The 25,258-nt window shown below is 67.6% G+C and carries 26 protein-coding genes and 1 tRNA gene; 9 read left to right on the forward strand and 18 right to left on the reverse strand.

The genetic code is table 11. The features are described from left to right. Positions 1-295: 295 nt before the first annotated feature. The 11 genes from KWG56_RS12085 to KWG56_RS12135 form a co-directional block, all read right to left on the reverse strand. Positions 296-372: transfer RNA gene (locus KWG56_RS12085), tRNA-Arg, on the reverse strand. A 268-nt stretch (positions 373-640) separates the two neighbouring features. Continuing rightward, positions 641-982, reverse strand: a complete 342-nt coding sequence (locus tag KWG56_RS12090; protein ID WP_219354951.1) for a hypothetical protein — start codon at positions 980-982, stop codon at positions 641-643. Further along, positions 982-1,527: a chemotaxis protein CheD gene (locus KWG56_RS12095; RefSeq protein ID WP_219354952.1), complete on the reverse strand. Its 546-nt coding sequence runs from the start codon at positions 1,525-1,527 to the stop codon at positions 982-984. The genes KWG56_RS12090 and KWG56_RS12095 overlap by 1 nt, the downstream gene beginning before the upstream one ends. Continuing rightward, entirely contained in the window at positions 1,524-1,913 is a 390-nt protein-coding gene (locus tag KWG56_RS12100) for a response regulator (RefSeq protein WP_201096356.1), read from the reverse strand. Before KWG56_RS12100 ends, KWG56_RS12095 begins: the two co-directional genes overlap by 4 nt. 17 nt (positions 1,914-1,930) lie before the next feature. After that, on the reverse strand, positions 1,931-2,968 hold the full coding sequence (locus tag KWG56_RS12105; RefSeq protein WP_219354953.1) for a protein-glutamate methylesterase/protein-glutamine glutaminase: 1,038 nt from the start codon (positions 2,966-2,968) through the stop codon (positions 1,931-1,933). Then, complete coding sequence (locus KWG56_RS12110; RefSeq protein WP_219354954.1) at positions 2,965-3,828, reverse strand: CheR family methyltransferase; 864 nt, start codon at positions 3,826-3,828, stop codon at positions 2,965-2,967. Before KWG56_RS12110 ends, KWG56_RS12105 begins: the two co-directional genes overlap by 4 nt. Then, entirely contained in the window at positions 3,825-4,283 is a 459-nt protein-coding gene (locus KWG56_RS12115; protein WP_201096353.1) for a chemotaxis protein CheW, read from the reverse strand. Before KWG56_RS12115 ends, KWG56_RS12110 begins: the two co-directional genes overlap by 4 nt. 3 nt (positions 4,284-4,286) lie before the next feature. Next, positions 4,287-6,476 (reverse strand): chemotaxis protein CheA, encoded by a 2,190-nt coding sequence (locus KWG56_RS12120; RefSeq protein WP_219354955.1) that lies wholly within the window; start codon positions 6,474-6,476, stop codon positions 4,287-4,289. 25 nt (positions 6,477-6,501) lie between these two features. Beyond that, on the reverse strand, positions 6,502-6,867 hold the full coding sequence (locus KWG56_RS12125) for a response regulator (RefSeq protein ID WP_201096350.1): 366 nt from the start codon (positions 6,865-6,867) through the stop codon (positions 6,502-6,504). Next, a complete protein-coding gene (locus tag KWG56_RS12130; protein ID WP_219354956.1) occupies positions 6,864-7,151 on the reverse strand; it encodes an STAS domain-containing protein in 288 nt (95 codons plus the stop codon). Before KWG56_RS12130 ends, KWG56_RS12125 begins: the two co-directional genes overlap by 4 nt. Then, complete coding sequence (locus KWG56_RS12135; RefSeq protein ID WP_219355293.1) at positions 7,151-9,019, reverse strand: methyl-accepting chemotaxis protein; 1,869 nt, start codon at positions 9,017-9,019, stop codon at positions 7,151-7,153. Before KWG56_RS12135 ends, KWG56_RS12130 begins: the two co-directional genes overlap by 1 nt. A 651-nt stretch (positions 9,020-9,670) precedes the next feature. Here KWG56_RS12135 and KWG56_RS12140 point away from each other — a divergent pair. The 4 genes from KWG56_RS12140 to KWG56_RS12155 are packed head-to-tail and all read left to right on the forward strand — an operon-like array spanning position 9,671 to position 14,517. After that, positions 9,671-11,071 (forward strand): two-component system sensor histidine kinase NtrB, encoded by a 1,401-nt coding sequence (locus KWG56_RS12140; protein WP_244999499.1) that lies wholly within the window; start codon positions 9,671-9,673, stop codon positions 11,069-11,071. Beyond that, positions 11,068-11,688: a response regulator FixJ gene (gene fixJ, locus KWG56_RS12145; protein ID WP_219354958.1), complete on the forward strand. Its 621-nt coding sequence runs from the start codon at positions 11,068-11,070 to the stop codon at positions 11,686-11,688. The genes KWG56_RS12140 and fixJ overlap by 4 nt, the downstream gene beginning before the upstream one ends. A 52-nt stretch (positions 11,689-11,740) precedes the next feature. Continuing rightward, complete coding sequence (locus KWG56_RS12150; protein WP_219354959.1) at positions 11,741-14,236, forward strand: helicase-related protein; 2,496 nt, start codon at positions 11,741-11,743, stop codon at positions 14,234-14,236. After that, complete coding sequence (locus KWG56_RS12155) at positions 14,233-14,517, forward strand: RNA-binding S4 domain-containing protein (RefSeq protein WP_219354960.1); 285 nt, start codon at positions 14,233-14,235, stop codon at positions 14,515-14,517. Before KWG56_RS12150 ends, KWG56_RS12155 begins: the two co-directional genes overlap by 4 nt. Here the strand turns inward: KWG56_RS12155 and KWG56_RS12160 are convergent. Beyond that, complete coding sequence (locus KWG56_RS12160; RefSeq protein WP_201096345.1) at positions 14,501-15,127, reverse strand: YceI family protein; 627 nt, start codon at positions 15,125-15,127, stop codon at positions 14,501-14,503. The two genes, KWG56_RS12155 and KWG56_RS12160, sit on opposite strands and share 17 nt — an antisense overlap. Before the next feature lie 200 nt (positions 15,128-15,327). On the opposite strand from KWG56_RS12160, the gene fdxA reads away from it, so the two are divergent. Continuing rightward, positions 15,328-15,669: a ferredoxin FdxA gene (gene fdxA / locus KWG56_RS12165; RefSeq protein ID WP_201096343.1), complete on the forward strand. Its 342-nt coding sequence runs from the start codon at positions 15,328-15,330 to the stop codon at positions 15,667-15,669. Positions 15,670-15,973: 304 nt separating this feature from the next. Continuing rightward, positions 15,974-16,504: a CarD family transcriptional regulator gene (locus KWG56_RS12170; protein ID WP_055753908.1), complete on the forward strand. Its 531-nt coding sequence runs from the start codon at positions 15,974-15,976 to the stop codon at positions 16,502-16,504. An 80-nt stretch (positions 16,505-16,584) separates the two neighbouring features. Here the strand turns inward: KWG56_RS12170 and KWG56_RS12175 are convergent, their stop codons facing one another. Then, entirely contained in the window at positions 16,585-17,079 is a 495-nt protein-coding gene (locus KWG56_RS12175; RefSeq protein WP_244999500.1) for a DUF3617 domain-containing protein, read from the reverse strand. 261 nt (positions 17,080-17,340) lie between these two features. On the opposite strand from KWG56_RS12175, the gene rpmB reads away from it, so the two are divergent. Both rpmB and KWG56_RS12185 read left to right on the forward strand, forming a co-directional pair. Continuing rightward, a complete protein-coding gene (rpmB, locus tag KWG56_RS12180; protein WP_201096339.1) occupies positions 17,341-17,637 on the forward strand; it encodes a 50S ribosomal protein L28 in 297 nt (98 codons plus the stop codon). A gap of 116 nt (positions 17,638-17,753) precedes the next feature. Beyond that, on the forward strand, positions 17,754-19,490 hold the full coding sequence (locus KWG56_RS12185; RefSeq protein ID WP_219354962.1) for a M1 family metallopeptidase: 1,737 nt from the start codon (positions 17,754-17,756) through the stop codon (positions 19,488-19,490). Positions 19,491-19,687: 197 nt separating this feature from the next. Here the strand turns inward: KWG56_RS12185 and KWG56_RS12190 are convergent, their stop codons facing one another. Further along, a complete protein-coding gene (locus tag KWG56_RS12190; RefSeq protein ID WP_201096337.1) occupies positions 19,688-20,464 on the reverse strand; it encodes a transglutaminase-like domain-containing protein in 777 nt (258 codons plus the stop codon). A 274-nt stretch (positions 20,465-20,738) separates the two neighbouring features. Between KWG56_RS12190 and KWG56_RS12195 the strand changes: the two genes are divergently transcribed. Next, positions 20,739-21,635 carry a DMT family transporter gene (locus tag KWG56_RS12195; RefSeq protein WP_219354963.1) on the forward strand — a complete coding sequence of 299 codons (897 nt, stop codon included), beginning with the start codon at positions 20,739-20,741 and terminating at the stop codon, positions 21,633-21,635. 88 nt (positions 21,636-21,723) lie between these two features. Here the strand turns inward: KWG56_RS12195 and KWG56_RS12200 are convergent, their stop codons facing one another. The 4 genes from KWG56_RS12200 to KWG56_RS12215 all read right to left on the reverse strand — a co-directional run bounded on the left by KWG56_RS12200 (position 21,724) and on the right by KWG56_RS12215 (position 25,212). Beyond that, a complete protein-coding gene (locus KWG56_RS12200) occupies positions 21,724-21,927 on the reverse strand; it encodes a cold-shock protein (protein ID WP_008264090.1) in 204 nt (67 codons plus the stop codon). A gap of 209 nt (positions 21,928-22,136) precedes the next feature. Beyond that, entirely contained in the window at positions 22,137-22,898 is a 762-nt protein-coding gene (locus KWG56_RS12205) for an extensin-like domain-containing protein (RefSeq protein WP_219354964.1), read from the reverse strand. A gap of 86 nt (positions 22,899-22,984) precedes the next feature. After that, positions 22,985-24,031 (reverse strand): NAD(P)H-dependent flavin oxidoreductase, encoded by a 1,047-nt coding sequence (locus tag KWG56_RS12210; protein ID WP_219354965.1) that lies wholly within the window; start codon positions 24,029-24,031, stop codon positions 22,985-22,987. A gap of 53 nt (positions 24,032-24,084) precedes the next feature. Then, positions 24,085-25,212, reverse strand: a complete 1,128-nt coding sequence (locus KWG56_RS12215) for a serine hydrolase domain-containing protein (protein WP_244999501.1) — start codon at positions 25,210-25,212, stop codon at positions 24,085-24,087. Positions 25,213-25,258 lie beyond the last annotated feature (46 nt).

Below are 25,258 nucleotides of genomic sequence, written 5' to 3' on the forward strand. Positions count from 1 at the left end.
CAAAAGCAAATCGCTCTTAGTCCTCATGTTGGCTCACACCTAACAGGTATTGAGCGAGCTCTATGTGGTCCCGACAACCGAATCGGCCCGCGCACTTCGGGGTGGCACGTTCATCCCGCCCCACCCCCGCAAGGCGGCTCCGCTTGTTGTGGTGGACTGGCGAGACCCCGCATCACTCCCCACGAACGGACGGCAAGGAACCGGTCGACACCAAGCGAAACGTGTCGGGTCGCGTCCCAGTTGTGTCCCAATTTTTCCGAAATCGGACAGCCAGCAGCTTAACCCATTGAAAACATGGCGACCCCGGCAGGACTCCAACCTGCGACCTCGGCTTTAGGAAAGCCTTGCTCTATGCAGCTGAGCTACGGGGCCGTGAGGATTGCACTAGCGGTTCAGGACGCGGGGGGGAAGATGCCCGGCGGCACTTCGTGCAAATCCGCAGGCGAGCGCGGCGACGCGGTGACGGCGGGGCGCCCTCTTGTGGTTAATCCACGTTAAGATACAATATCTTGCAGTGAACAAATCGCGAATCGAACGATGTCAGCGATTCGGTCCTGATTCGTTTCACCCCTGTTCCGCGCGAACGGCCAAGCTGTTAACCGACGCTGGGTTCGTCATCCGGGCTGAACGAGGATCGCCCCTAGAACAGTTCGACGTCGTCGCTGGCGGGCGCGCTTGCCGGGTTCAGACCGACCCCGGCGCCGAGGCGGACGGACAGATTCGCCAGGGGAACGGCCAACAGGGCCTGATCCGGCGCCTCGCCCTGCCCCAGACGTTGCAGCACGCCGGACAGGGCCTCGATCTCCTGCGCCAGGACATCCAGCGACTGGGCCTGGGTCAGGGCCGCCGAACGGTCTTCAGGCGCCGTCTGGCGGATCAGATCGCTGACCATGGCCTCGACCCCGTCGATGCGGCCGCGCGCCTGCAACAGCGCCTCGGCGACGGCGCGCAGCAGGGCGGCGTGATCGGCAGGCAGGCCCATCAGAACAGCTCCAGCGCGCCGGCGTCCGCGAACGGACGGGCGCGGACCGGGATGTCCAGCGCCTGGGTGTCGGTGACGCCGCGTTGGCGGGCGCGACCGGTGACGGGCCAGTAGTGCAGCCGCCGCCCGCCCTCGCCGCGCAGACTGCCGCCGACCACCGTAATCCCCTCGTCGCGCAGGAAGCGTTCGGCGAAGTCGGCGTTGGCGCGGCCCACGTCGCGCAATCCGTCGAACATGCGTCCGCCGCCGAACAGCTTGGCCTCCAGACGCTCGCGCCGCCCGCCCGCCTTGAGCACGTCGTTGATCAGAAGCTCCATCGCATAGGCGCCGTACCGGCGGCCCGCGTCCGTGCCCGCGCCGTCGCCTTCCGGCAGCAGGAAATGGTTCATGCCGCCGACGCCGACCACCGGATCGCGCAGGCACATGGCGACGCAGGAGCCCAGGATGGTGCTGAGCACGACCTCGGGATCAGACGTGACGAAATGCTCGCCCTGGCCGACGTGAATGCGCTTCTCTGCGCCGTCATTCCGGGCGGCGTGGATCATGTCAGGGGGCCGAACACCGCTTCCAGCTTGGCCTTGAGCTGGGCCACGGTGAAGGGCTTCACCAGATAGTTGTTCACGCCGTACTTCACGGCCTGCTGCACCAGTTCGCGGTCGGCGCGGCCCGTCAGCATGATGAAGGCGGTCTTGGCGGTGGGCGGGTGGACCCGCACGGCGCGCAGCAGGCCCAGCCCATCCAGGTTGGGCATGTTGTAGTCGGAGATGATCAGGTGGGCGGGCCGGGTGATGACCTCGCGCAGAGCGATCTCGCCGTCGGCGGCCTCACGGATTTCGCGCACGCCCAGCTGCTGCAGGCTGGTGCGGACCAGCGAGCGCATGGTCATCTGATCATCGACGACCAGGCAGTGGATATTGGCGGCGGCGGGCATGGATACGCTCCCGGAGGTCAAACAGGGGTTCGCGCGGCGGGGGCGGCGCAAAGGTCGAGAATGGCGGGCGACAGGCGGTGCAGCGGCAGCTGCCGCTCCACGGCGCCCAGTTCGTAGGCGGCGCGCGGCATGCCATAGACGACGCAGGTCGCCTCGTCCTGGCCCAGGGTGCGGGCGCCGGCCTGACGCATGGCCACAAGGCCGCGCGCGCCGTCCTTGCCCATGCCGGTCAGGATCACGCCGGTCATCGGCCGCTTCAGCCGGGCGACGGATTCGAACATGACATCGACCGAGGGACGGTGGCCGTTGACCGGATCGGTGGCGACCAGGCGGCAGCGCGGCGACGGACCGGACGACAGCTCCAGATGGGCCACGCCGCCGGGCGCCAGATAGATATGGCCGGGCTTCAGCAGATCGCCTTCCCGCGCCTCGCTGACGGTCGGGGCGCAGAGGCGGTCCAGGCGGGCGGCGAAACTGACGGTGAAGCTGGCGGGCATATGCTGGGTGATGACGGTCGCCGGACAGTCGGCCGGAAAGCCGGACAGCACCGTGACCAGAGCCTCCACGCCGCCGGTCGAGGCGCCGATGGCCAGGACGTGAGACGGATCGACGACATAGCCGCGCGGGGCGGCGGCGGCGGCGGGCGTGTCGCCGCGCGCGCGGACCCGCGACCGGGCGGCGGCCTTGACCTTGACGATCAGTTCGCCGAAGGCGTCGGCGCGGGCGACGGCGGGCTTGGCCACCGCATCCACGGCCCCGATCTCCAGCGCCGCCAGGGTCACGTCCGTGCCCGCCGCCGTCAGGGTCGAGACCATGACCACCGGCATCGGCCGCAGCCGCATGATCTTCTCCAGGAACTCCAGCCCGTTCATATTGGGCATCTCGACATCCAGCGTCAGGACATCGGGGTTCAGGGCCTTGATGGCGGCGCGCGCCTCGATCGGATCGGCGGCGGCGCCGACGACCTCGATGTCCGGATCCTGGCGCAGGGCCGCGGAAATCAGGTTCCGCATCGTCAGACTGTCGTCGACGACCAGCACGCGCACCGCGCTCACGCCCCTGCTCCCAGGCGATAGGTGGTCAGGCCCGAGGTCTGAAGCTGGCTGGCGGCGGGGCCGGTGACCCGTTCGGAATGGCCGATGTACAGGGTCGCGCCGGGCGTCATGACGGGGGTGAAGCGCGTCCACACGCGCTCCTGCGTCCTCTCGTCGAAATAGATGACCACGTTGCGGCAGAAGATGACGTCGAACCGGCCCTTCATGGGCCAGTGGCCGATCAGGTTCAGTTCGCGGAAGGCGACCAGACGCTTCAACTGGGCGCCCGCGCGCCAGCGCCCGCCCTCTGCCCGGTCGAAATAGCGCCGCCACAGGACGGCGGGCGCAGGCTCCAGCGCTTCTTCGGAATAGGCGCCGTCCGCCCCTTGCGCGACCATGTTGGGGTCGATGTCGGTCGCCAGTATCCGCACGTCCAGATCCGCCGCTTCCGGCAGGACCGACAGCACGGTCAGGGCCATCGAATAGGGCTCCTGTCCGTTCGAGCAGGCGGCGGACCACAGACGCACCCGCCCGCCCGCCCGCGCGCGCTCGGCCAGCGCCGGCATGACCCGGTCGCGCAGGTCGTCGAAATGGTGCGGCTCGCGGTAGAAACGGGTGACGTTCGTGGTCAGGGCCGCCGTCATCTTCTGACGCTCGTCCACCCCGTCCACGCCCTCGATCAGGGCGCAGTAGTCCCGGAAGCTGCGCAGGCCCAGCACCCGCAGCCGTTTGGCCAGGCGGGAATAGACCAGGGCGGCCTTGCCCTCGCTGAGGGCGATGCCTGCATGGGCGTGCAGCATCTGGGCGATCTGGCTGAAATCCTCGGCGGTGAAGACGAACTCGCCTTCGACCAGGGAACCTCGGCCGGCGACGGCGGTCATGCGGCTTGGGCCTCGCGTTCCGGCAGGACGTGATCCAGTTCGATCAGGCTGATCATCCGGCCGTCGATGGAGAAGATGCCCTTGACGAAGGACTTCACATGCTCGCTGGCGACGTCGGGCGTCGGCTGCACCGAGGCCTCTGTCATCTGCAGGATGTCGGACACGGCGTCGACCAGCAGCCCCACCGTGCGGCCGCCGATATTGGCCACCATGATGACGTGGCGGGCCGTGGGCTCGGACGTCTCAAGCCCGAAACGCGCGCCCAGGTCGATGATCGGCAGGACCGTGCCGCGCAGGTTGATGACGCCCTTCATGTATCCGGGCGAACGCGGCAGGGGGGTCGCCGGGGTCCAGCCCCGGATCTCCCGCACCGACATGATGTCGACGCAGAACTCCTGACCGCCGATGCGGAAGGCGATCAGTTCACGATTTGCGGTGTCGTTGGCTTCGGTCATGGTTCAGCTCGCCAGCTTGAAGTCGGAACGGACGCCGGAACGGCGGATGGCGACCAGGGTGTCGACATCCAGGATCAGGGCGACCCGGCCGTCGCCCAGAATGGTGGCGGCGGCGACGCCCTCCACCTGTTGGTAGTTGGTCTCAAGGCTCTTGATCACGACCTGGCGCTGCCCCTGGATCGCATCCAGCAGCAGGGCGGCGCGCTGGCCGGATTCGGTCTCGACGATGACGGCGATCCCCTGTGTCGGGTCCATCGGCGCGTCGCGGAAGCCCATGACCAGCGCCACGTCCACCACCGGCACATAGGCGTCGCGGAAGCGGATCACCGGGTCCAGGCCCCCGACATGATGCAGGTCCGCAGCCTGGGGCGTCAGGCTTTCGACAATGGCCGGAAGCGGCGCGATCAGGGTCTGTTCGGCGGCGGTCGTCACCATGCCGTCCAGCACCGCCAGCGTCAGCGGCAGGCTGAGGGTGAAGGTCGAACCCTTGCCGGGCGCCGAACTGATGGAGATGCGGCCGCCCAGGGCGTGGATCGAGCGTTTGACCACATCCATGCCCACGCCCCGGCCCGAAATATCGGACACGGCGTCGGCGGTGGAGAAGCCGGGCAGGAAGATCAGATTGTCGACCTGTTCGTCGCTGAGCACGGCGTCGGCGGCGATCAGATCCTTGTCCACTGCGATCTTCTTGACCCGCTCGCGGTTGATGCCGCGCCCGTCGTCGCTGATCTCGATCACAATGCGGCCCGAACGGTGCAGGGCCGCCAGGCGCACCACGCCCTCAGGCGACTTGCCCGCCGCCAGCCGTTCCGCAGGCGTCTCAAGCCCGTGATCGATGGCGTTTCGCAGCATGTGGGTGATGGGTTCGGCCAGACGTTCGACCACGGTCTTGTCGACCTCGGTGTCCTCGCCCGCCGTGACCAGACGAACCTGTTTGTGCGTCATGTCGGCGACCTCGCGCACCAGACGCGGCATCCGCTGGAACACCGACTTCACCGGCTGGGCGCGGATGGCCATGACGCTGTCCTGGATCTCGCGCGTCAGCAGCTCCAGGTCTTCCAGACCCAGAGCGATGCCGGACGAGCGGGCCAGACCGCTTTCCAGAACCCGTTGCGACAGCATGGCCTGCTGGATGACCAGTTCGCCCACGGCGTTGATCAGCCGGTCCACCCGATCCAGATCGACGCGGATGGTGACGGGCGCAGGCGCCGTCGGCGCACTGGCGACGGCGGGCGCGGGCGTTGACGCAGGCATTGGCGTCGTGACCGGGGCCGCCGGGGCGGCTTCAGGCGCCGACAACGGCGCCAGCGGCTCCGCAGCCGCCTCGCCCTGCACGCGGGCCAGCAGGGCGGCGATGTCCAGGTCGTCGCCGGCAGGCAGGACTGCAGGCCCCTCCTCCTCGAACACGAAATCAGCTTCGGCGGGCGCGCCCAGCGGCGTGAGCGTCAGGTCGCAATCGGCCTCGACGAAGTCGAACACCTCGCGCACCGTCGCCTCATCCACCGCCGCGTGCAGTTCGACGGTCCAGGCCAGCCAGCCCTCCTCGACCGCCAGCGCATCCAGGGCGGGCAGCTGACTGTCGTCCAGAACCACGGTGGTGGGGCCCAGCCGCCCCAGCTCGCGCAGCAGCAGGCCCGTCTCATTGGCGCTGGCGTACATGCGGCCGTGCGGCCTCAGTTCGATGCGCCAGCCGGACGCCGGTTCAGGCAGGGGCGCCAGGGGTTCGTCCAGCGCCATGTCGAAGGCCATGGGGGTGAAGCCGAAATCGTCTTCATCTTCCTCGACCACGGGCGCAGGCGCCTCGCCGCCATGAGTCAGCAGCTCCATCTCCGCGACCAGACCGGCCGAGCGCGCCTCGTCCACCTCTGGAACCAGGCCTTGAGCCGCCTGCACATGGTCAGCCAGCACGTCGGAGGCCCGCAGCAGGGTCTTGATCGTGACCGGATCACAGGGTTTGCGCCCCGCGCGCAGCTCGTCCATCAGCGTCTCGAAGACGTGGGCGAAGCGGACCAGGGCCTCCAGCCCGAACGCCCCCGCCCCGCCCTTGACCGAGTGAACGGCGCGGAAGACGGCGTTGATCGTCTCAAGATCGGTCTGCCCCTGTTCGAGCAGCATCAGCTTCGATTCCAGCTCCGCGAGCAGTTCGTCGCATTCCTGGAAGAAGGTGACCTTGATGGCTTCAAAGGCGTCCATGGCGCTGTGTCAGACCTCTCTGTGGCTAGGCCGCGACGCGGCGCACCGCGTCGACCAGTTTTACAGGGTCGAACGGCTTGACGATCCAGCCCGTGGCTCCGGCGGCGCGGGCGCGGGACTTCTTCTCGGCGTCGCTCTCGGTCGTCAGGACCAGCACCGGCGTGGTGCGGTGGTTCGGATCGGCGCGCATCCCCTCGATGAAGCCGAAGCCGTCCATGCGCGGCATGTTGATGTCGGTGATGACCACATCGGCGCCCTTGGCGGCCAGGGTCTCAAGCCCGTCGACGCCGTCCACGGCCTGGATGACGGTGTAGCCCGCCTCCTCCAGCGCCAGCAGCAGCATGTCGCGCATGGTGCGTGAATCATCGACGGTCAGAACGGTCTTGCTCATGCGAGCGCCCCCTCGGAATCGAACGCAGGCGCGCCGAAGGCGGCCCACTGCTCGGAGAAACTATCGGACGGATATGCTAACCTTAGGTTGATTTCATCCTGCCGCCACAAGCTTAACGCGGACAGCAGGACCTGAAGGCACAGGCCGCCCAGTCGTTCAACGCCCGAGGCATCCACCACCAGAACCCGGCCGCGATGGGCCAGAAGCTCGGCTTTCAGGGGCTCGGCCGCCTTCAGATCCAGCACCGGCGACAGGGTCAGAACAACGGGGGCGGCATCGCTCATCAGAACTCTTCCCATCCATCTTCAATGACTTGAGGTTGCAGGGCCGCCCCGCCGCGACCGATGGTCCGCATGACCTGGACCGTGCGTTCCGACGGACGGGGCGGATAGGCGGGCGCGGGCGCGCGGGCGTGGCTCACGGCGGCGGCGGGCTGGCGCGGGGCCGTCTCGCCGACCTGGAACTGGGCCACCGACGCCTGCAGGGTTTCGGCCTCCTGCTCCAGCGAATGGCTGGCGGCGGTCGATTGTTCGACCATGGCGGCGTTCTGCTGGGTCACCTGATCCATCTGGTTCACGGCGGTGTTGACCTGGCCCAGACCGACGGCCTGTTCCTGGGCCGAGGCCGCGATTTCGGTGACCAGGCTGTCGATCTCGGCGACGCGGTCCACGATGCGGTGCAGGGCCTCGCCCGTTTCGCCGACCAGTTTGACGCCGGCGCCGACCTGTCCGGTCGAGGCAGAGATCAGGACCTTGATCTCCTTGGCGGCTTCGGCCGAACGCTGGGCCAGGGCGCGCACTTCGGAGGCGACGACGGCGAAGCCGCGTCCCGCATCCCCCGCACGCGCGGCTTCGACGCCTGCGTTCAGGGCCAGAAGATTGGTCTGGAAGGCGATCTCGTCGATCACGCCGATGATCTGGCCGATCTGCACCGACGACTTCTGGATGGCGGTCATGGCCGAGACGGCGTCGCGCACGACCACGCCGCTCTTTTCCGCATCGCCGCGCGCGACCTGCACCACGCCGGATGCCTGTTTGGCGCCCGAGGCGGTCTTGTTGACCGTGGCGGTGATCTGATCCAGCGCCGCCGCCGTCTCTTCCAGAGACGCGGCCTGCTGTTCGGTGCGGCGCGACAGATCGTCGGCGGCCTGAGAGATTTCCCCCGCGCCGGAGCGGATGGCCGACACATTGGACACCACCACCGACACGGCCTGCTCCAGCTGGGCGATGGCCGCGTTGAAGTCGTTCTTCAGCCGTTCGGCGCGCGGGGCGACCTCGGCGGTGAAGCGGTGCGTCAGGTCGCCTTCGGCGAGGGCGGTCAGCCCCGCGGCGAGCGCCTTCAGCGCCACCGTGTCCTCGGCGGCCAGACGGGCCTTTTCGGCCTCGTTGGCGGCGCGTTCCTGTTCGGCGGCGGCGCGCTGGGCCACGGCTTCGGCTTCCAGACGGGTCTTTTCGACCGCGGCGTCGCGGAAGGCGGTGATGGCCTGGGCCATCTGACCGAACTCATCCCTGCGGCGCACCCCGGCGACCTCTATGGCCGTCTTGCCCGCCATAAGGCTCTTCATATAGCCGACCATGGTCATGATCGGCTTGACGATGGCGCGGCTGGCGGCCCAGCCGGCGGCGAGCGCGATCAGCAGGGCGGCGATCATGCCGGCGATCACGCCGATCATCACATTGCGGGCGGCGTCGTTCTGGGCCTTGCGGACCACGTCCAGCGCGGCGCTGTTGTCGGCCTTGATCTCGTCGATGGCGTTCAGCATCGGCAGGAAATAGCCGTCGGCTATGCCCTTGCGGCCGACCATCTGCTCGGCTTCTCCGCTCTTGCCGTCGCGCACCAGGACCTGACCGACCTGGACCACGTCCTTGTACCAGGCGGCGTTGGCGCGCTCCGCCGTGTCCACCGAACCGACCCGCTCGGACGGCAGGCTGGTCCTGAGTTCGTCCAGCGCCGTGCGGAACTTGGCGCGATGCCGATCCAGACGTTCGATATAGTAGGGGTCCTGCGACAGCAGGAAGCCGCGATAGGCGTTCTCCTGTTCGATCAACGCGACTTCAGCGACGGCCGCCGTGCGGTTGATCTGATTCTCGGCGCTGCGGGCCGCGCCTGCGTGTTCGGACGACAGGATGTTGACGATGATCACCGCCCCCATGACGCCGATGGCCCCCAGGACCACGGCGAAGGCGAGGAACAGCTTTCTGCTGACGGAGAGGTTTTCCAGGAATTTCAATGCAGACGACCCTGATTAATCAAACACGCGCGAACGGAGACAGCCGTCCGGCCCCGCGCCTCAGCCGGTGAAGAGGTTTTGTCTTTGGAGCTTTGCGAAGGCCGAACGTCGTCATGCCGACCCCAGCCCTGGCGCAGGCCGAAACAGGCCGAACCGGCGGCTGCTGGGGCGACGCGCGCGCAAAGGATAGGAGAGATATTCATGACCGACCTTGGAAGCTTTGCACTATGCCGACCAAGGATGAGTCGATGATTAATACCCACGATATGAGAAGGCTTACTGTCAAAGCTCGACTTATGCTTAACGCACGTTAAGGTTGACGATGCAGCGCGAATGGATTGCGGTCGCTGGCGATTTATCCTGCGGCAAATAGCTTTGCAGTAATTGCTATCTACGTGTTTCCACTTACGAAATCGCCTGCTATCAGGAAACAAGTCGAAAATATGTCGAGCGGATGGCCAGGATGATTTCGCGAGGGCGGGATCCGACATGACGCAGGTGCGGTCAGCACGGCCCGCGGGACCCAGACGCCTCTGGGTCGACCCACTGGTCCGCCAGCCTTGGTGGCATGGGGTGCTGATCGCAACAACCTCCGTCGGCGTCGCCGTTCTTGTCCGACACAGTCTTGAAGCCAGCTGGCATTTCTACTTCCTGCCGCTGCTTCCGGCGGTCATGGCGACCGCCCTGCTGGCGGGCCGATGGTCCGTCGCCCTGGCCATCGGTCTGGCCGTCGTCGCCAATGTGATGCAGGTGCGCGGCGTCAGCGACCAGGACATCGCGGTCAACTCCATCCTGTTCGCCCTGATCTCATGGGGCATCGCCGAGGTCTGTCAGCGCCTGACCCAGGCGCTGCGTCAATCGGGGCGGATCTCCCATGACCTGTTCGTGCGCGAAGCCGTTCTGGACACGATCCTGACCTCCGCCCCCATCGTCACCCTGGACCGTCAGGGCCATATAAGACGCATCACGCCCGTCGCCGCCGAGCTTCTGGCCGTCGCCCCGGACGCCGCCGCCAACCGCCCCTTCTCCGCCTTCGTCAGCGGCTTCGACCCGGCCCTGCTGGACAAGGTCGGCAAAGGCGGGATTCTGGACCCGCCGCCCCCGCGCCGATGGACCGCCGCACGCCCGGACGGCTCGGTCGCCTCGCTGATCATCCGCGCCGACATCCTGCCCGACGACATCGAGCCCGAACATGCGGTCCTGTCCCTGGCGGACCAGACCCAGGCCGAGGCGGTCAAGGATCGAGGCCATGATCTGGCGCTTCACCTGAAACGGACCTGGCGGCTGAACTCCCTGGGCGAAATGGCCGCCACCCTGGCGCACGAACTGAACCAGCCGCTGGGCGCGGCGACGGTCTATCTGCAAGCCGGGCGGAACGCCCTGAAGCAGACCGGCGTCGAGGATGACAACGCCGCCGAGGCCTTTCAGCTGGCCACGTCCCAGCTCCTGCGCGCCGGAGAGATCATCCGGCGGATGCGCGACCAGATCACGACCGGCGCCCATGACCTGGCCGAACAGCGGGTATCCTGCCTGGTTGAGGAGTTGGCGCCCGTCTTCACCATGATCAGCCGCGACGCCGACGTGGCCATCCGCCTCGACATTCAGGACGAAGACGACCACGTCCTGATTGACCGCATCCAGATCCAGCAGGCCCTGTCCAACCTGGTCCGCAACGCCGTAGAGGCTGTCTCAAACCAGCACGAAGGTCTGGTCGCCGTCATCGGCCGCTCCGTGCAGGGCCAGGGCTATGAGCTGACGGTCGAGGACAACGGCCCCGGCATCCCCAAGGACCGACTCGACGTCCTTTTCCAACCGATGATGACCACCAAGGCGGGCGGCATGGGCCTGGGCCTGTCGGTCACCCGCTCCATCATCGAAAGCCACGGCGGCCAGATCATCGTGGGCCGCAGTGCGTCCGGCGGCGCATCCTTTTCATTCCGCCTTCCCCCCATCACGGAGTTCGAGGCCGCATGAAGCCCTATTCCGTATTCATCATCGACGACGACGAGGCCATGCGGCACGCCATGCTGCTGTTGCTGCGCGGCGAAGGGTTCCGCGCCCGCGCCTTCGTCAGCGCGACGGACTTCCTTGAAAACCTGCCGGTTGAGAAATCGGCCTGCATCATCACCGACATCCGCATGCCCCAGACCAGCGGCGTCGAACTGGTCGAACGGTTGAAAGCCCTGCGCGGCCCCGCCTGGCCGATCATCGCCGTGACCGGACATGGCGACGTGTCCCTGGCGGTGCAGCTGATGAAGGCCGGGGTCGTCGACTTCATCGAAAAGCCCTTTGACCCGAACCGGATTCTTGAGGCCGTGCGCAGCTGCATCAACCAGATGAGCGGGGCCGAGGCCGAGCGGAACATGAAGGATGCGACCTGTGCGCGCCTGGCCACCCTGACCCCGCGCGAACGCCAGGTCTTTGACGCCCTGATCGAGGGCAAGTCGAACAAGATGATCGCCCTCGACCTGGAGATCAGCCCGCGCACCGTCGAAATCTTCCGCGCCAAGCTGATGCAGAAAATGCAGGCCCACAGCCTGCCGGAGCTGGTTCGCATGGGAATGCGCGCCGCCTCGGGCCCGATCGGTTAAATCCGGCGGCGGACTTGAGCCGCGACGGAAACGTCGCCACCTTAAGTCGGTTATGAGTGACCGCTCCGCAGGCCAGGCTCCTTCCCGCGTCACTGCGGTGCTGGGGCCCACCAATACTGGCAAGACCCATCTGGCGGTCGAGCGGATGCTGGGTCATGCCTCGGGCATGATCGGCCTGCCGCTGCGCCTGCTGGCGCGCGAGATCTATGAGCGGATCGTCAGGCTGCGCGGGGCCTCAGCCGTCGCCCTGATCACGGGCGAGGAGAAGATCGTCCCGACGCGCCCGCACTATTTCGTCTGCACGGTCGAGGCCATGCCGCTGGAGCGGTCGGTCGAGTTCCTGGCCATCGACGAAATCCAGCTGGTCGCCGACCCCGAGCGTGGCCACGTCTTCACCCAGCGCCTGCTGCACGCGCGCGGCCGGTTCGAGACCATGTTCCTGGGCGCCGGCACGATGGAGCCGCTGATCCGCCGTCTGGTCCCCGACGTGGAGATCGTGACGCGGGACCGCCTGTCCACCCTGTCCTACGCCGGATCAAAGAAGCTGACCCGCCTGCCCCGCCGCAGCGCCATCGTCGCCTTCTCCACCGACCGGGTTTACGCCATCGCCGAACTGATCCGCCGCCAGAGAGGCGGGGCGGCGGTGGTCATGGGCTCGCTCAGCCCGCGCACCCGCAACGCCCAGGTGGCCCTGTATCAGTCGGGCGAGGTCGACTTCCTGGTCGCCACCGACGCCATCGGCATGGGGCTGAACATGGACGTGGACCATGTCGCCTTCGCGGGCCTGCGCAAGTTCGACGGGCGGCGGACCCGCTGGCTGCACGCCCATGAGATCGGCCAGATCGCCGGGCGTGCGGGCCGACATCTGCGCGACGGCACATTCGGCGTCACCGCCGAGGCCGAGGACCTGGACCCCGATCTGGTCGAACAGGTGGTCGAGCACCGCTTCGATCCGGTCGAGGCGGCGGAATGGCGCAACGCCCGTCTGGATTTCGACACCCTGCCCGACCTGCTGCGCTCGCTGACGGTGACGCCGGGACGGGCGGGCCTCAGCCTGACGGCCGAGGCGCTGGACGAGACCCTGCTGCGCCGCCTGATCAAGGACGAGGAGATCGCCCGCATCGGCCGGTCGCGCGGGGCCATCATGCGCCTGTGGGAGGCCTGCCAGCTGCCGGACTTCCAGAAGACGACGCCGGATGAGCACAGCCGTCTGGCCAAGGACGTCTTCACCGCCCTGACCGGAAAGCGGGGACGGCTGACCGACGACTGGATGGCGCCCCGCTTCGCCTTTGTGGACCGCGACGACGGCCAGATCGACCAGCTGTCGGCGCGGCTGTCGGCGGTGCGCACCCTGTCCTACATCGCCAACCGGCCCGACTGGGTGCACGACGCACAGGGCTGGCGCGACAGGACCCGCGCGCTGGAGGACCGGCTGTCCGACGTCCTGCACGAGCGGCTGACGGCCCGGTTCGTGGACCGCCGAACCACCGCCCTGATGCGCGCCCTGAACGTGCGTGACGACACATTCGCTGGCGTCGCCGACGACGGCGAAGTCACGGTCGAGGGTCAGGTGGTGGGCCAGTTGGAAGGCGTGCGCTTCCAGATGGAGAAGGGGTCATCCGCCCTGGAGGACCGCACCCTGCGCCAGGCCGCCGTCCGCGCCGTGACGCCCGAGATCAACCGACGCCTGGGGTGTCTGGCCGCCGAACCCGACGAGGCCTTCGCCGTGACGCCCGACGGGTCGGTGCTGTGGCGCGGCGTCCTGACCGCCCAGATCACCGCCACCCCGCAGGGGGCCGATCCCTTCTCGCCCCAGGTTCGGCTGCTGGGCGACCTTGGCCCTACGCCGGCGCGAGAGCGGGCGCGGCGGCGGCTGGAGGCGTGGCTGGCCTCAGAGGCGGGCCGGGCGCTGCGCGATCTGCGCCGCCTGCGTCAGGCGGTCGAGACCGGCGCCCTGAAGGGCCTGCCGCGCGGCGTCGCCTTCCGCCTGATCGAGGCCGGGGGCCTGATAGACCGGCGCGAGGTGGAGCGTGATCTGGCCGCGCTCAGCCAGGTCGAGCGCCGCACCCTGAAGACCTTCGCCATCCGCGTCGGCGTCCATTCCGTCTGGCTGCCGGGCCTGCAGAAGCCGCGCGCGCGCCATTTCGCGCAAGGCTTCGTCGATGCGCCCCTGATCGCGGCGACGCCCGACCTGATCCCTGCGCCCAGTTTGTCCGAACCGCCCTCCCCGCGCCTGTTGTCCGCCCACGGCCTGCGTCTGGCGGGCCGCTGGCTGGCGCCGGTCGAAACGCTGGAGAAGATGGCCGAACTGCGCGCCGCCAACCACGGGCGCCTGTCCGACGAGGCCCTGACTGATCTGGGCTGGAGCGCCGATCAGGCGAAACAGGTCATCGCCGCCCTGAAGACCGAACGCGCCCGCCAGCCGGACAAGCCGGGTCAGACGCCGCGCCCGGTCAAGGACTCGCCCTTCGCCGCCCTGGCCGCCCTGACCGAAGCGCCCGCCCCCGCCGCCAAGCGGCGCCGCCCCCGGCGAAAGGCGCGCGCTTGAAGGCCGACGCCTGCCGCATCGACGTCTGGCTGTGGCGCGCCCGGTTCGTGAAGACGCGCGGGCTGGCGGCGGATCTGGTGGAGCGCGGGGCGGTGCGGCTGACGCATCAGGGGCGCGAGACGCGGCTGGATAAGGCCAGTCGTCTGGTTCACATCGGCGACGTGATGACCTTCGTCCAGAACGGACGGGTCACCACGCTGAAGGTCGAGGCGCTGGGCGAAAGACGCGGGCCCGCCGAAGAGGCCCGCGCCCTGTATTCGCCAGTTACTTCTTCAGATTGAACTCGCCTTCGAGGTGCAGCTTCACCTCGTCCGACACGGCCGGCAGGGCGTAGTTGATGCCGAAGTCCGAACGCTTGATCGTGGCCACGCCGTCGAAACCGGCCTTGTAGGCGTCGCGCACGGCGCCCGCCTGATTGAAGGTGACCTCGATGGTCACCGGCTTGGTCACGCCATGCAGGGTCAGGTCGCCGACGACGGTCGCCTGATTGGCGGCGCCCGGATGCACCGTCACCGATCGCGAGGCGAAGGTCGCCGTCGGGTGGTTGGCGACATCGAAGAAGTCAGGCGTCAGCAGGTGGGCCTTCAGACGGTCGTCGTTCGGCGCCACGTCGGCCAGCGGCACAGTGGCGGTCAGGGTGCTGGCCGACGGGTTGCGCGGGTCCAGCTTCAGCTCGGCCTTCACGTTCACGAACTGGCCCGTATAGGTCGAGAAGCCCAGGTGGTTCACCGACCAGGTGATCTTGCCGTGACCGGAATCCAGGTCATAGCTCCCGGCCGTCACCTCGGCGGGGTTCTGGGTCAGGGCGGCCTGGGCCACCACCGCGCCGCCCGCCGCAAGGCTGAGTGCCAGGGCGCCGGCAAGGGCGGATTTGATGATGAAGGAGCGCATGGGGTGGGTTTCCAGTAAGGGAAGTTTGATATGCAATCACGACAGTTGCGAATGGGGCCTGCGATTGTCAAGCGACGCTTTCTAAAGCCGTCGCCAGTTTTGCGAACGGCTCTCGGTTTAAGCCCCGCTGTTGACAGTTGGTTGCATGGCCGCCATGTCGCAGGCCTCCCAGCCGCAACCCAGATCCTTTCAGCCGCCCAATGACCTACATCGTCACCGACGCCTGCGTGAAATGTAAGTTCATGGACTGCGTGGAAGTGTGTCCGGTGGACTGCTTCTACGAGGGCGAAAACTTCCTGGTCATCGCCCCGGACGAATGCATCGACTGCGGCGTGTGCGAGCCGGAATGCCCCGTCGACGCCATCGTGCCCGACACCGAGGACGAGCCGGACGGCAAGTGGCTGCAGGTCAACGCCGAATACGCCAAGGTCTGGCCCAACATCACCGTCAAGGGCACGCCGCCCGCGGACCGCGAACAGTTTGAACGCGAGACGGGCAAGTACGAGAAATACTTCAGCCCCAAGCCCGGAAAGGGCTCCTGAAGGCCGCCGTCACACGGGACAAGCCTTGCTGCAATTCCATGACGCCCCTGTGGACGTTTTGAAATTCCGCAAATTTGTGATAGGTTCTGTTTCATTGGATCGGGCGGTCTGCGAAATCTTCGCGCCGCCCGTGTTTGCGACAGTATCCCGCCCATGAAGACGGGATCGGCCAGAGGTTTGGTGATCCGTTTCCGTATCTGACGTCTGACATTCATTTCATCCGTCGGCTCCCACCGCCGGTCGAGATGCTGTTTGCGTTTGCTGCGCCTTCGCTTCGCCTGTCCCTGACCGGGAAAGGACGAATATGACGAGCAAGACTGGTCTGGAGTTCAAGGTTGGCGACGCGGTCGTCTATCCGGCGCACGGCGTTGGCAAGGTCGCCGCGATCGAGACGCAGGAAGTCGCCGGCATGTCGCTGGAAGTCTATGTCGTGACCTTTGACCACGAAAAGATGACCCTGCGCGTTCCGACCAAAAAGGCCGTGACGGCCGGCCTGCGTTCGCTGGCCGCCGACGACGTCGTGACCAAGGCCCTGACCACCCTCAAGGGCCGCGCCCGCATCAAGCGCACCATGTGGTCGCGTCGCGCCCAGGAATATGAAGCCAAGATCAACTCGGGCGACCTGATCTCCATCGCCGAAGTGGTCCGCGACCTGCACCGCGCCGACACCCAGCCGGAACAGTCCTATTCCGAGCGCCAGCTCTATGAATCGGCCCTAGACCGCATGGCCCGCGAAGTCGCCGCCGCCAACAAGATCGACAAGGACGCCGCCGTCGAACTGCTGGCCAAGTCCCTCAGCGCCAAGAAGCCGATCCCGACCGCCGAAGCGGCCTAAGGTTCGACCTCAGACAAACGAAAAGGCCCCGGAGCGATCCGGGGCCTTTTTGCATCGGGCGCCGGCCAGCCGCTGACGCCTCAGAAATACTCGGCGTTGGCCGGGCACTGGGCGCTGATGCGGCGGGCGGTGATGCTGGCGGGGATATAAGGGGTGCCGCGCACGACCTGGGCGCCGCCCCGGAAGCTGAAGCTGGTTTCCGTATAGGTGCCGCTCAGGCGCACATTGATGCGGCGGTTCTTGTGGTCCGAGCAGGTTCCCTCGAACCGCGCATTGCCGTCGCCGACCACGCGGGTCGGATAGGTGCAGCGCCATTTGTTGGTCGAGATGCCGCCGAAGAATCGGTTGATCTCGCTGGGGCGCACGCATTTCTGCAGCGTCTCGCGCTGGCCCACGGCGTTGGTGGTGTATTCCCAATAGCCTGGCAGGACTTCGCTTTGCGCCGCCGTCTGTGCCGTCACCTGGGCGGGCGCCATCGCGGGCGCGGCCAGCATGAAGCCGCCCGCGAGCACGGGGGCCAGGACGGCCAGAGTCTTGCGAGCCAGAGCCTTACGAGACGGGGTCAGACGGGACATGGCGGCCTTCTGTTCAGCTTTCATCTTCATGATATGGTTCATGCAGCACGGGAATTGAATGGCCGCTGAACGCCGGGGTTCCCTGCCGTGCAGACTCGCCAGAGTCGCACCCCCTGCACCAAACAGCCAAGACTCGGCTTGACGCCGAACCGGCTGATCCCTTATACGGCCCCCTCTCGCGCGGGCTATCTCCCGCGCGTACTTGTTTCACGCGTCTGTTCCCCGCTTTGGGACCGGCCGCCGCACCTTAAGGATCTGACGATGTCGCGTCGTTGCGAACTCACCGGTATCGGCCCGATGGTCGGCCACAACGTGAGCCACTCGAACATCAAGACCAAGCGCCGCTTTCTGCCGTCGCTGAAGACGGTCAAGCTCACCTCGGATTCGCTGGGCCAGACCTTCAGCCTGCGCATCTCGAACGCTGCGCTGCGCACCCTGGACTACAAGGGCGGCCTGGACATCTTCATCGTCAAGGCCCGCGACGAGCAGCTCTCGGTCGCCGCCCAGCGCATCAAGCGCCAGGTCAAGGCCAAGCTGGCCGAGCAAGCCGCCGCCTGATCGGCGACTGCTGAACCTATTCTGGAAAAGGCCGGCGGAAACGTCGGCCTTTTTCTTTGCCCTTTTAACCTGACGGCCTATCCCTTGGCCCCAGCATCAACGAGGGCGACGGCCGAATGCCATCCAGCATCCATCGCGCAGCAGCAGCGGCCGCCGCCGCATCGGTCCTGGCCCTGAGCGCAGGCGCCGCATCCGCCCAGACGGAGCAACTGCGCGAATCGACCGCCTTCACCCTGGCCACCGACCAGCCGCGCACGGCCGAACAGCTGGCCATGCAGTTCGACAAGGCCGATCTGTCGATCAAGGTGATTCCCGACGACAGGGCCATCGACGCCGTCGCCGTGCTGGACTTCACCGCCCTGGCGCCGCTGGACCGGCTGGTGGTCGAACTGGACACCCTGCTGACCATCTCATCCGTGCAGGTGGACGGGGTCGAGGTCGCATCCGACCGCTGGACCAATCCGGAAGGCCGACTGACAGTCGACCTGCCCCAGACGCTGCCGACCGGCGGCAAAACGGCCCTGCGCATCGCCTATGCGGGCCAGCCGCGCGTGGCGCCCCGCGCGCCCTGGAACGGCGGCTTCGTCTGGTCGACCGCCCCGTCCGGCGAGCCGTGGATCGCCACGGCGGTCCAGGGCGAGGGCTGCGACCTGTTCTGGCCCTGCATCGACAGCCCGCACGGGGAACCGGGCCGGGTCGATCTGCACATCACCGTGCCCTCCAACTTGTCAGCGCCGTCCAACGGACGGTTCCTGGGCAAACAGGACCAGGGCGACGGCTGGACCACCTGGAACTGGACCGCCAAACAGCCCAACACCTACGCCGTCGCCCTGAACATCGGCCCGTACGAACAGGTCACCGCCGACTACGCCAGCCGGTTCGGCAATAGGATCCCGATGACCTACTGGCATCTGAAGACCGATGACCCGGCCAAGGTTCAGGCCCTGTTCGCCGAGTTCCCCAGGATGCTGGACTTCTTCGAGGCGACGGTCGGCCCCTACCCCTTCGGCGACGAGAAGATGGGCGTGGTCGAGACCCCGCACCTGGGCATGGAGCACCAGACCATCAACGCCTATGGCAATGAGTACAAGCTGGACGGACGCGGCTATGACTGGCTGCTGCAGCACGAGTTCGCCCACGAATGGTTCGGCAACCAGCTGACCAATCAGAACGCCGACGACATGTGGCTGCACGAAGGTCTGGGCAGCTATATGCAGCCCCTCTATGGCCGCTGGCTGCACGGCGACCGCTATATGCAGACCGAACTGGCCGATCAGAGACGCGGCCTGATCAACAAATACCCCGTCGTGTCCGGCAGCCCAAAGACCGAGGACGAGGTCTATAATTCCGAGAACGGCCCCGGCAATGACATCTATTCCAAGGGCTCGCTGATCAGCCATTCTCTGCGGATGCTGATCGGGGACGCCGCCTTCCATCAGGCGGTGACTCGGTTGGTCTATGGACGGCCCGACCCGCGTCCGGGCAATTTCGCGCCGATCTACCGCTCGACCCAGGACTTCCTCGACATCGTCAATGACGTGACCGGCAAGGATTATGGCTGGTTCTTCCGCGGCTATCTCTACAACGCCGCCCTGCCGGTGCTGAGCGAAACGCGCGAGAACGGGCGGCTGAAGCTGGCCTGGACCACCGGCGACGGCGCGGCCTTCCCCATGCCGGTGGAGGTCGAGATCGACGGACGCCTGCGCACAGTGGCCATGACCGGCGGTCAGGGCCAGATCACGGTCCCGGACGGCGCCCATGTCCTGATCGACCCCGACAACAAGCTGCTGCGCCAGTTGGACTTCATCGACGCCTATCAGGCCTATCGGGCGGAGCAGGCGGCGGCGAAATAGGTTCAATCGACATTCAGTCGGTCGAAATCTTAGATCGTCATTCCGGGGCTGAGCGAAGCGAAGAACCCGGAAGCCAGGGCTGCGGCGCCGTTGTTGGGCGTATTCGGCGCCGGATTGCGAGCCTCCTGGGTTCCGGGTTCGTCCTACGGACGCCCCGGAATGACGATTTGGGGTCGAATGTCGATTTCCCCTAGGCCTTACGCCGCCTCCACCGTCACCGACTGGCGCACGAAGGCGCAGCGTTCCTGGGTCGTCAGGAAGGCGATGTCCGCCGCGTCCCGCCCGCAGGCGATCCGCACCAGACCCTCGACCGGCGCCAGCCCCGTCGCGTCCACCAGCCACCAGCCGTTGTCCAGCCAGACCTCGAAGATGGCGTGGAAGTCGGGCGGGCTCAGCTCAAACGCATAGGCGCTGACGGCACGCGCCGGAATGCCCGACGCCCGGCACAGGGTCATGCCCAGATGGGTGAAGTCGCGGCATACGCCCGCCCGGTCGATGAAGGTGCGCGCCGCCGTGGTTTCGGTGTCCGAGACCCCGCGCTCATAGTCGATGTTGGCGGTGATCCAGTTCAGGATCGCCAGCACCCGCGCCCCGCCCGAGGTGTCGCCGAACTCACGCGTCACGAACCGCCCGAACTGGTCCGACGGGCAATACCGGCTGGGCTGGAGATAGGGCAGGACCTCGGCGGGCAGATCGCCCCAGTCATGCTGCGACACGTCGGGCGGCAGGCCTTTCAGCACCCCGTTCTCGACCACCGCCTCATAGGTCAGCCTGACCTCGCCCGAGACATGGCAGCGCAGGGTCCGCGCGCCGAAATCGACGTCCTCATCCTCGTGCGCCTCGACCGGCGGGTCGAAGGTCAGGCTTTCGTGCAGGATGTCCTGACCGGGCCAGTGGGCGACCTGAATCTTGTAGATGGCGTCGGTCGGCGGATCGAAACGGTAAACAAGCTCGGCGCGGACGCGCAATTTCATGAAGTCACCGGACTGGAGGAGAGGGCGAGGGCCGTCGCCCCAACGCCATGCGACTGAGGCCGTTCGATGTCTGAACGCCTGAACCCGATGGCACAGCGGCCCTGTGGCGTCCAGCCGCAGGGACCGCTAGAGCCTGATCGGTTGAGATGGAATCGCTTCGCGATTTCATCGATGCCGTGAATCAGGCTCCAGATTTAAGCGAGAGCATGATTCACGCTTCTGCCGGAACCGCGATGCGGTTCCGCCCGAAACGATCATGCTCTAAGACCCCGCCATGTCCGCCGTCCTGCCGCGCCCCTCCCCCCGCGCGTTCGCCCTGATCGTTCTGGTCTTTTCCGCCTGCGTGCTGGGTCTGGCGCCGATTCTGGTGCGCCTGACCGAGACGGGACCGGCGGCGGCGGGCTTTTGGCGGTTTCTGTTCGCCCTGCCGCTGCTGACCCTGCTGGCGGCGCGCGAACCCAGGGGGCTGGCCGCGCGGCCGTCGAAATGGGCGCTGATCGCGGGCCTGTTCTTCGCTCTGGATCTCAGCTTCTGGCACTACGGCATCGTCATGACCTCGGTCGCCAATGCGACGGTGCTGTGCAACCTGACGCCGGTGGTGGTGACCCTGTTCGGCTGGTTCGTGCTGAAGGAGAAGCCGCATCGGCTGTTTCTGGTCGCCCTGGCCCTGGCCATGGGCGGCGCCTTTGCGATGGCGGCGGGCGCCGACGGCGGGCAGGGCTCGAACCCGGTGCTGGGCGACATCTTCAGCGTGTCGGTCGCCCTTTGGTATTCCGGCTATTTCCTGGCGGTGAAGGCGGCGCGCGCCACGTCCGGCGCCATGCAGATCACATTCTGGGCTACGCTGGTCGGCACGCCGCTGCTGCTGATCGTGGCCCTGTCCCTGGGCGAGACCATCATCCCCGCCAGCCTGGGCGGATGGGCCGCCTGCGTCGCCATGGGCGTGATGCACGTCTTTGGGCAGGGCGGCGTGGCCTGGGCGCTGGGGCGACTGCCCGCCTCCATCACCGCCGTGACCATTCTGGTGCAGCCGGTCGTGGCGGGTCTGCTGGGCTGGTGGATCTTCCACGAAACCCTGACGCCGGTTCAGGCCGTCGGCGGGGTGCTGGTTCTGGGCGCGGTGGTCCTGGCCCAACGCAGCGCCGCGCTGAAAGCCCGCACGACCGGGTAGGTTCAGTCGACAGACCCGCCCCAAAGCAAAACAGGCGCGGAAGCCGTAGCCGCCGCGCCTGCCTCTGAAACTATGTGCTCAGCAACTCTTAGAGAAGCTTGAGGTCGATCGCCGAGGTTTTGCCGCGCTGGTTTTCCAGCTCGTACTCGACCTTTGCGTTCTCATCGAGCCCCTGAAGGCCCGCCTTCTGAACGGCGGTGACGTGTACGAACACGTCGGAGCCGCCGCTATCGGGCTGGATGAAGCCGTAGCCCTTGGTGGGGTTGAACCACTTGACCGTACCGGTCGCCATGTCTGCGTCTCCGTAAACGCGCTTTTCCAGGCAGACCTCCCTGCGGGAGACCCGTCAGTCCATCTGGACAGCTCGTTCACGCGAAGGAGCAAGACATGGGTATGGACCCCATGCAAAATCCGGACTGCAAATATGTTGTCACCCGGCTTTTCGAGACGGTCAACTGCTAAAACGACGGCCGATTTGCATGATTTCTGGTTGATTGAACCTCAACGGCAAACGCCACGCTTGGCGCCGTCCAGGTGCAGATGGTCGGCGTGGGCGGCGTTGTAGTCGGGCGACAGGGTGGTGGAGAAGACCCCGCAGGCCCCGTCGCGCACCCTGTGCAGCAGGCGCGAGCCCGCCATGCCCGCCGGGCCTTCGCCGTCCCAGTCGGCTTGGACGCTGATGCTGCGCCCGTCCGTCAGGGTGACTCCGGCCACGTCCAGGGCGTTGGCCCGCGCATGTTCGCTGGGCCGCGCCGCCTCGTCCTGCGCGCCATAGATGCGGCGGCACGCGTAGCTGCCAAGATTGCGGACCCGCGCGGGGGCGGCGCCCATCTCCTCGCGGGCTGTCGGCTGCAGCACCTGCCGGTCCCACAGGACGTAACGGACGGCCAGCGGACACTGCATGACGACATTCGCAGGCGCCAGCGGCGTGACCGCCCCGCCCGTGATCCGCACCGCCCCGCGCACGACGCAGAAGCCGCCGTCGTCCCGATCCTGCGCGCGCTCGCCCCTGACCCCGCCGTCCCGCAGCAGGCGCAGGCAGGCGTCGGTCGCCTTTCCCACCTGTTCCGGCGAGGCGTCGGGCGACAGATCGAACCGCGCGACCTTGGCCGCCGTCGCCCGCCCCAGCGGCTGGTCCAGATCCAGCGGCCTCCACGGCAGGTCCTGAGGCGGGGCGAAGACGTGCAGCAGGCCGAACGCGGCGCAGGCCAGCATGACGGCCTGCCACACCAGATCCCACAGATCAGCCAGACCCCGCTTCATGCCGCTCCTGTCCGGGCCGACAACGGCCCCGCTGGCAAACGCCGCAGGGTCGCGATCCGTTCATCGTCCTGCCGGTCGTGCGGCGATCAGCCCGCCATCTCAGCCTGCAGCGCCGCCATCAGCGCCGCCGCGGGCAGACTGCGGGCCAGGGGCGCGCCCTGCCCGGCCCACTGGGCGCCGAACCCGCCTTCGCCCCGCGCCTTGGCGGCGGCGTTCAGGGCCTTTCCGGCGTCATAGGCGATGGGATAGGCGGCGGCCTGCGGCACGTCGCCCTGCCCCCAGAGCGTGAAGCGGTTGCGCAGGCTGCGGGCGGGGCGGCCCGAGATGGCGCGGGTCATGGTCGTATGGGCCGCGCCCTCGCCCTGCAACGCCGCGCGATAGGCCTCGTCCGCCGCGCTTTCGGGGCAGGCGATGAAGGCGGTGCCAAGCTGGGCCGCAACGGCGCCGAGGTCCAGAACCGCGCGCACGCCCTGCCCGTCCATGATCCCGCCCGCCGCAATCACCGGCAGGCCCGACTTCTGGACCAGCAGCCGGGTCAGGGCCAGGACGCCCAGCTGGTCATCCGGCGCGTCGGGATCGAACACCCCGCGATGGCCGCCCGCCTCATAGCCCTGGGCCACCACGGCGTCGACGCCCGCCGCCCGCGCCGCCAGGGCTTCGTCCAGGCTGGTGGCGGTGGACAGGAGGATGATCCCCGCCTGTTTCAGCGCCGCGATCCGCGCCGCATCCGGCAGGCCGAAGTGGAAGCTGACCACCGCAGGCGCCGTCTCGACCAGCAGGGCCAGCATGTCGTCGTCATGGGCGAAGCTGCGATAGATGGTGCGCAGCTGCTCTGGCGGCTGGGCGTCGAACCCGGCGAACAGAGGCCGCAGCGCCTCCCGCCACGCCGCCTCGCGCGCCGCGTCCGGCGTCGGGTCTTCATGCACGAACAGATTGACGTTGAAGGCGCGGCTTGTCCGGGCCTGCACGGCCGCGATCATCGCCCGCGCGCCCGCGGCGTCGGTCGCCCCCACGCCGATGGAGCCCAGCCCGCCTGCATTGGACACCGCCGCCGCCATGTCCGGCGTCGACACCCCTGCCATCGGGGCCTGAATGATGGGAACAGTCAGCGACAGGCGTTCAATCAGGGTCATGCGGTGCAGTTAGGGTCCGCCCCGCCCCATCGCCACCGCCCGCGCGCCCTTTATTAGGCGGGCGCCGCGCCCAGCGCCCGCACCAGACCCGGCATCAGGCCGTTCGCCGCCCCCGCCTCCGGCCCCTGATTGCTCAGGCCGATGAAGGCCACGCCGCGCACGGGCGCCACCGCCGCCACTGCGTGCCACAGGGTGTTCGACCCCTCGTGCATCAGCACCGGCCCCGACGCCCAGGGGGCGTGGGGCGGCGCGATCCAGCCCCCGGCATAGGGCGTGTCCGCGCCGGGGCTCGGCGTGCTGAGGGCGGCGATGCTTTCGGGCTTCAGCCAGCCGCCGCCGTCGGTCAGGAAGACCTTCAGCCAGGCCGCATAGTCGGCCAGCGACATATGAACCGTCCCCGCCGGACCCAGGGCCAGCGGATTGTCCGATCCGGGGCTGGCGGGGTCCATGGCGACGCGGTCGGCGCCCTCGCCCTCATGCCCCCAGGCGTTGGCCCCGCCCTGCACATTGCGCGCAGGCGCGCCGAACCCGGCTGAAGTCAGGCCCAGCGGCGTGAAGACCTCGGCCTTCATGGCGTCTTCCCACGATCCGCCGGTGATCTGTTCGATGGCGGCGCCGACCAGGATGTAGTTGACGTTGGCGTATTCGAACGCGCCCCTCGCCCCCGTCGGCGGCTTGGCCAGGGCGGCCTCGGCGATGGCGCGGCGCTGGACCGGCCAGGGGCGCGGGTCGTCGCGCGAAGTCATGAAGAAGACCATGCCCAGGGCGTCTTCATCCTTCAGCCCCGCGCGGTGCTGGATGAAGTCGGTGATGGTCACGCCGCTCCACGCCGGATCAATGGCCGCGCCGGGGAACAGGGTGCTCAGCGGCGCATCCCATGCGGCCCGCCCCTGTTCGACCAGCCGGGCGTAAAGCGCCGCCGTCATCGCCTTGGTGTTGGACCCCAGGTGCCAGCGGTCGTCCGGCGTCACCGCATCGCTTCCGCCCACCTGCCGCACGCCGCGCACCCCCGACCAGATCAGGCCGTCGCGCGTCACCACGCCGCCCGCCAGGGCGACCGGCGCCTTTTCCGCGAACAGTTTGTCCAGCACGGCCTCATAGGCCGAGGCTTCTGCAGCAGACGCCGCCCCGACCGGCAGGGTGCTGGCCAGGCCTGAAATCAGAACGGTTCGGCGGTCCATGATCATGCCCTTCTCCCCTTGCACGCCCGCACCCTAGCGGCGGCGA

The organism is Brevundimonas nasdae, assembly GCF_019395145.1.
Taxonomy (GTDB): domain Bacteria; phylum Pseudomonadota; class Alphaproteobacteria; order Caulobacterales; family Caulobacteraceae; genus Brevundimonas; species Brevundimonas nasdae.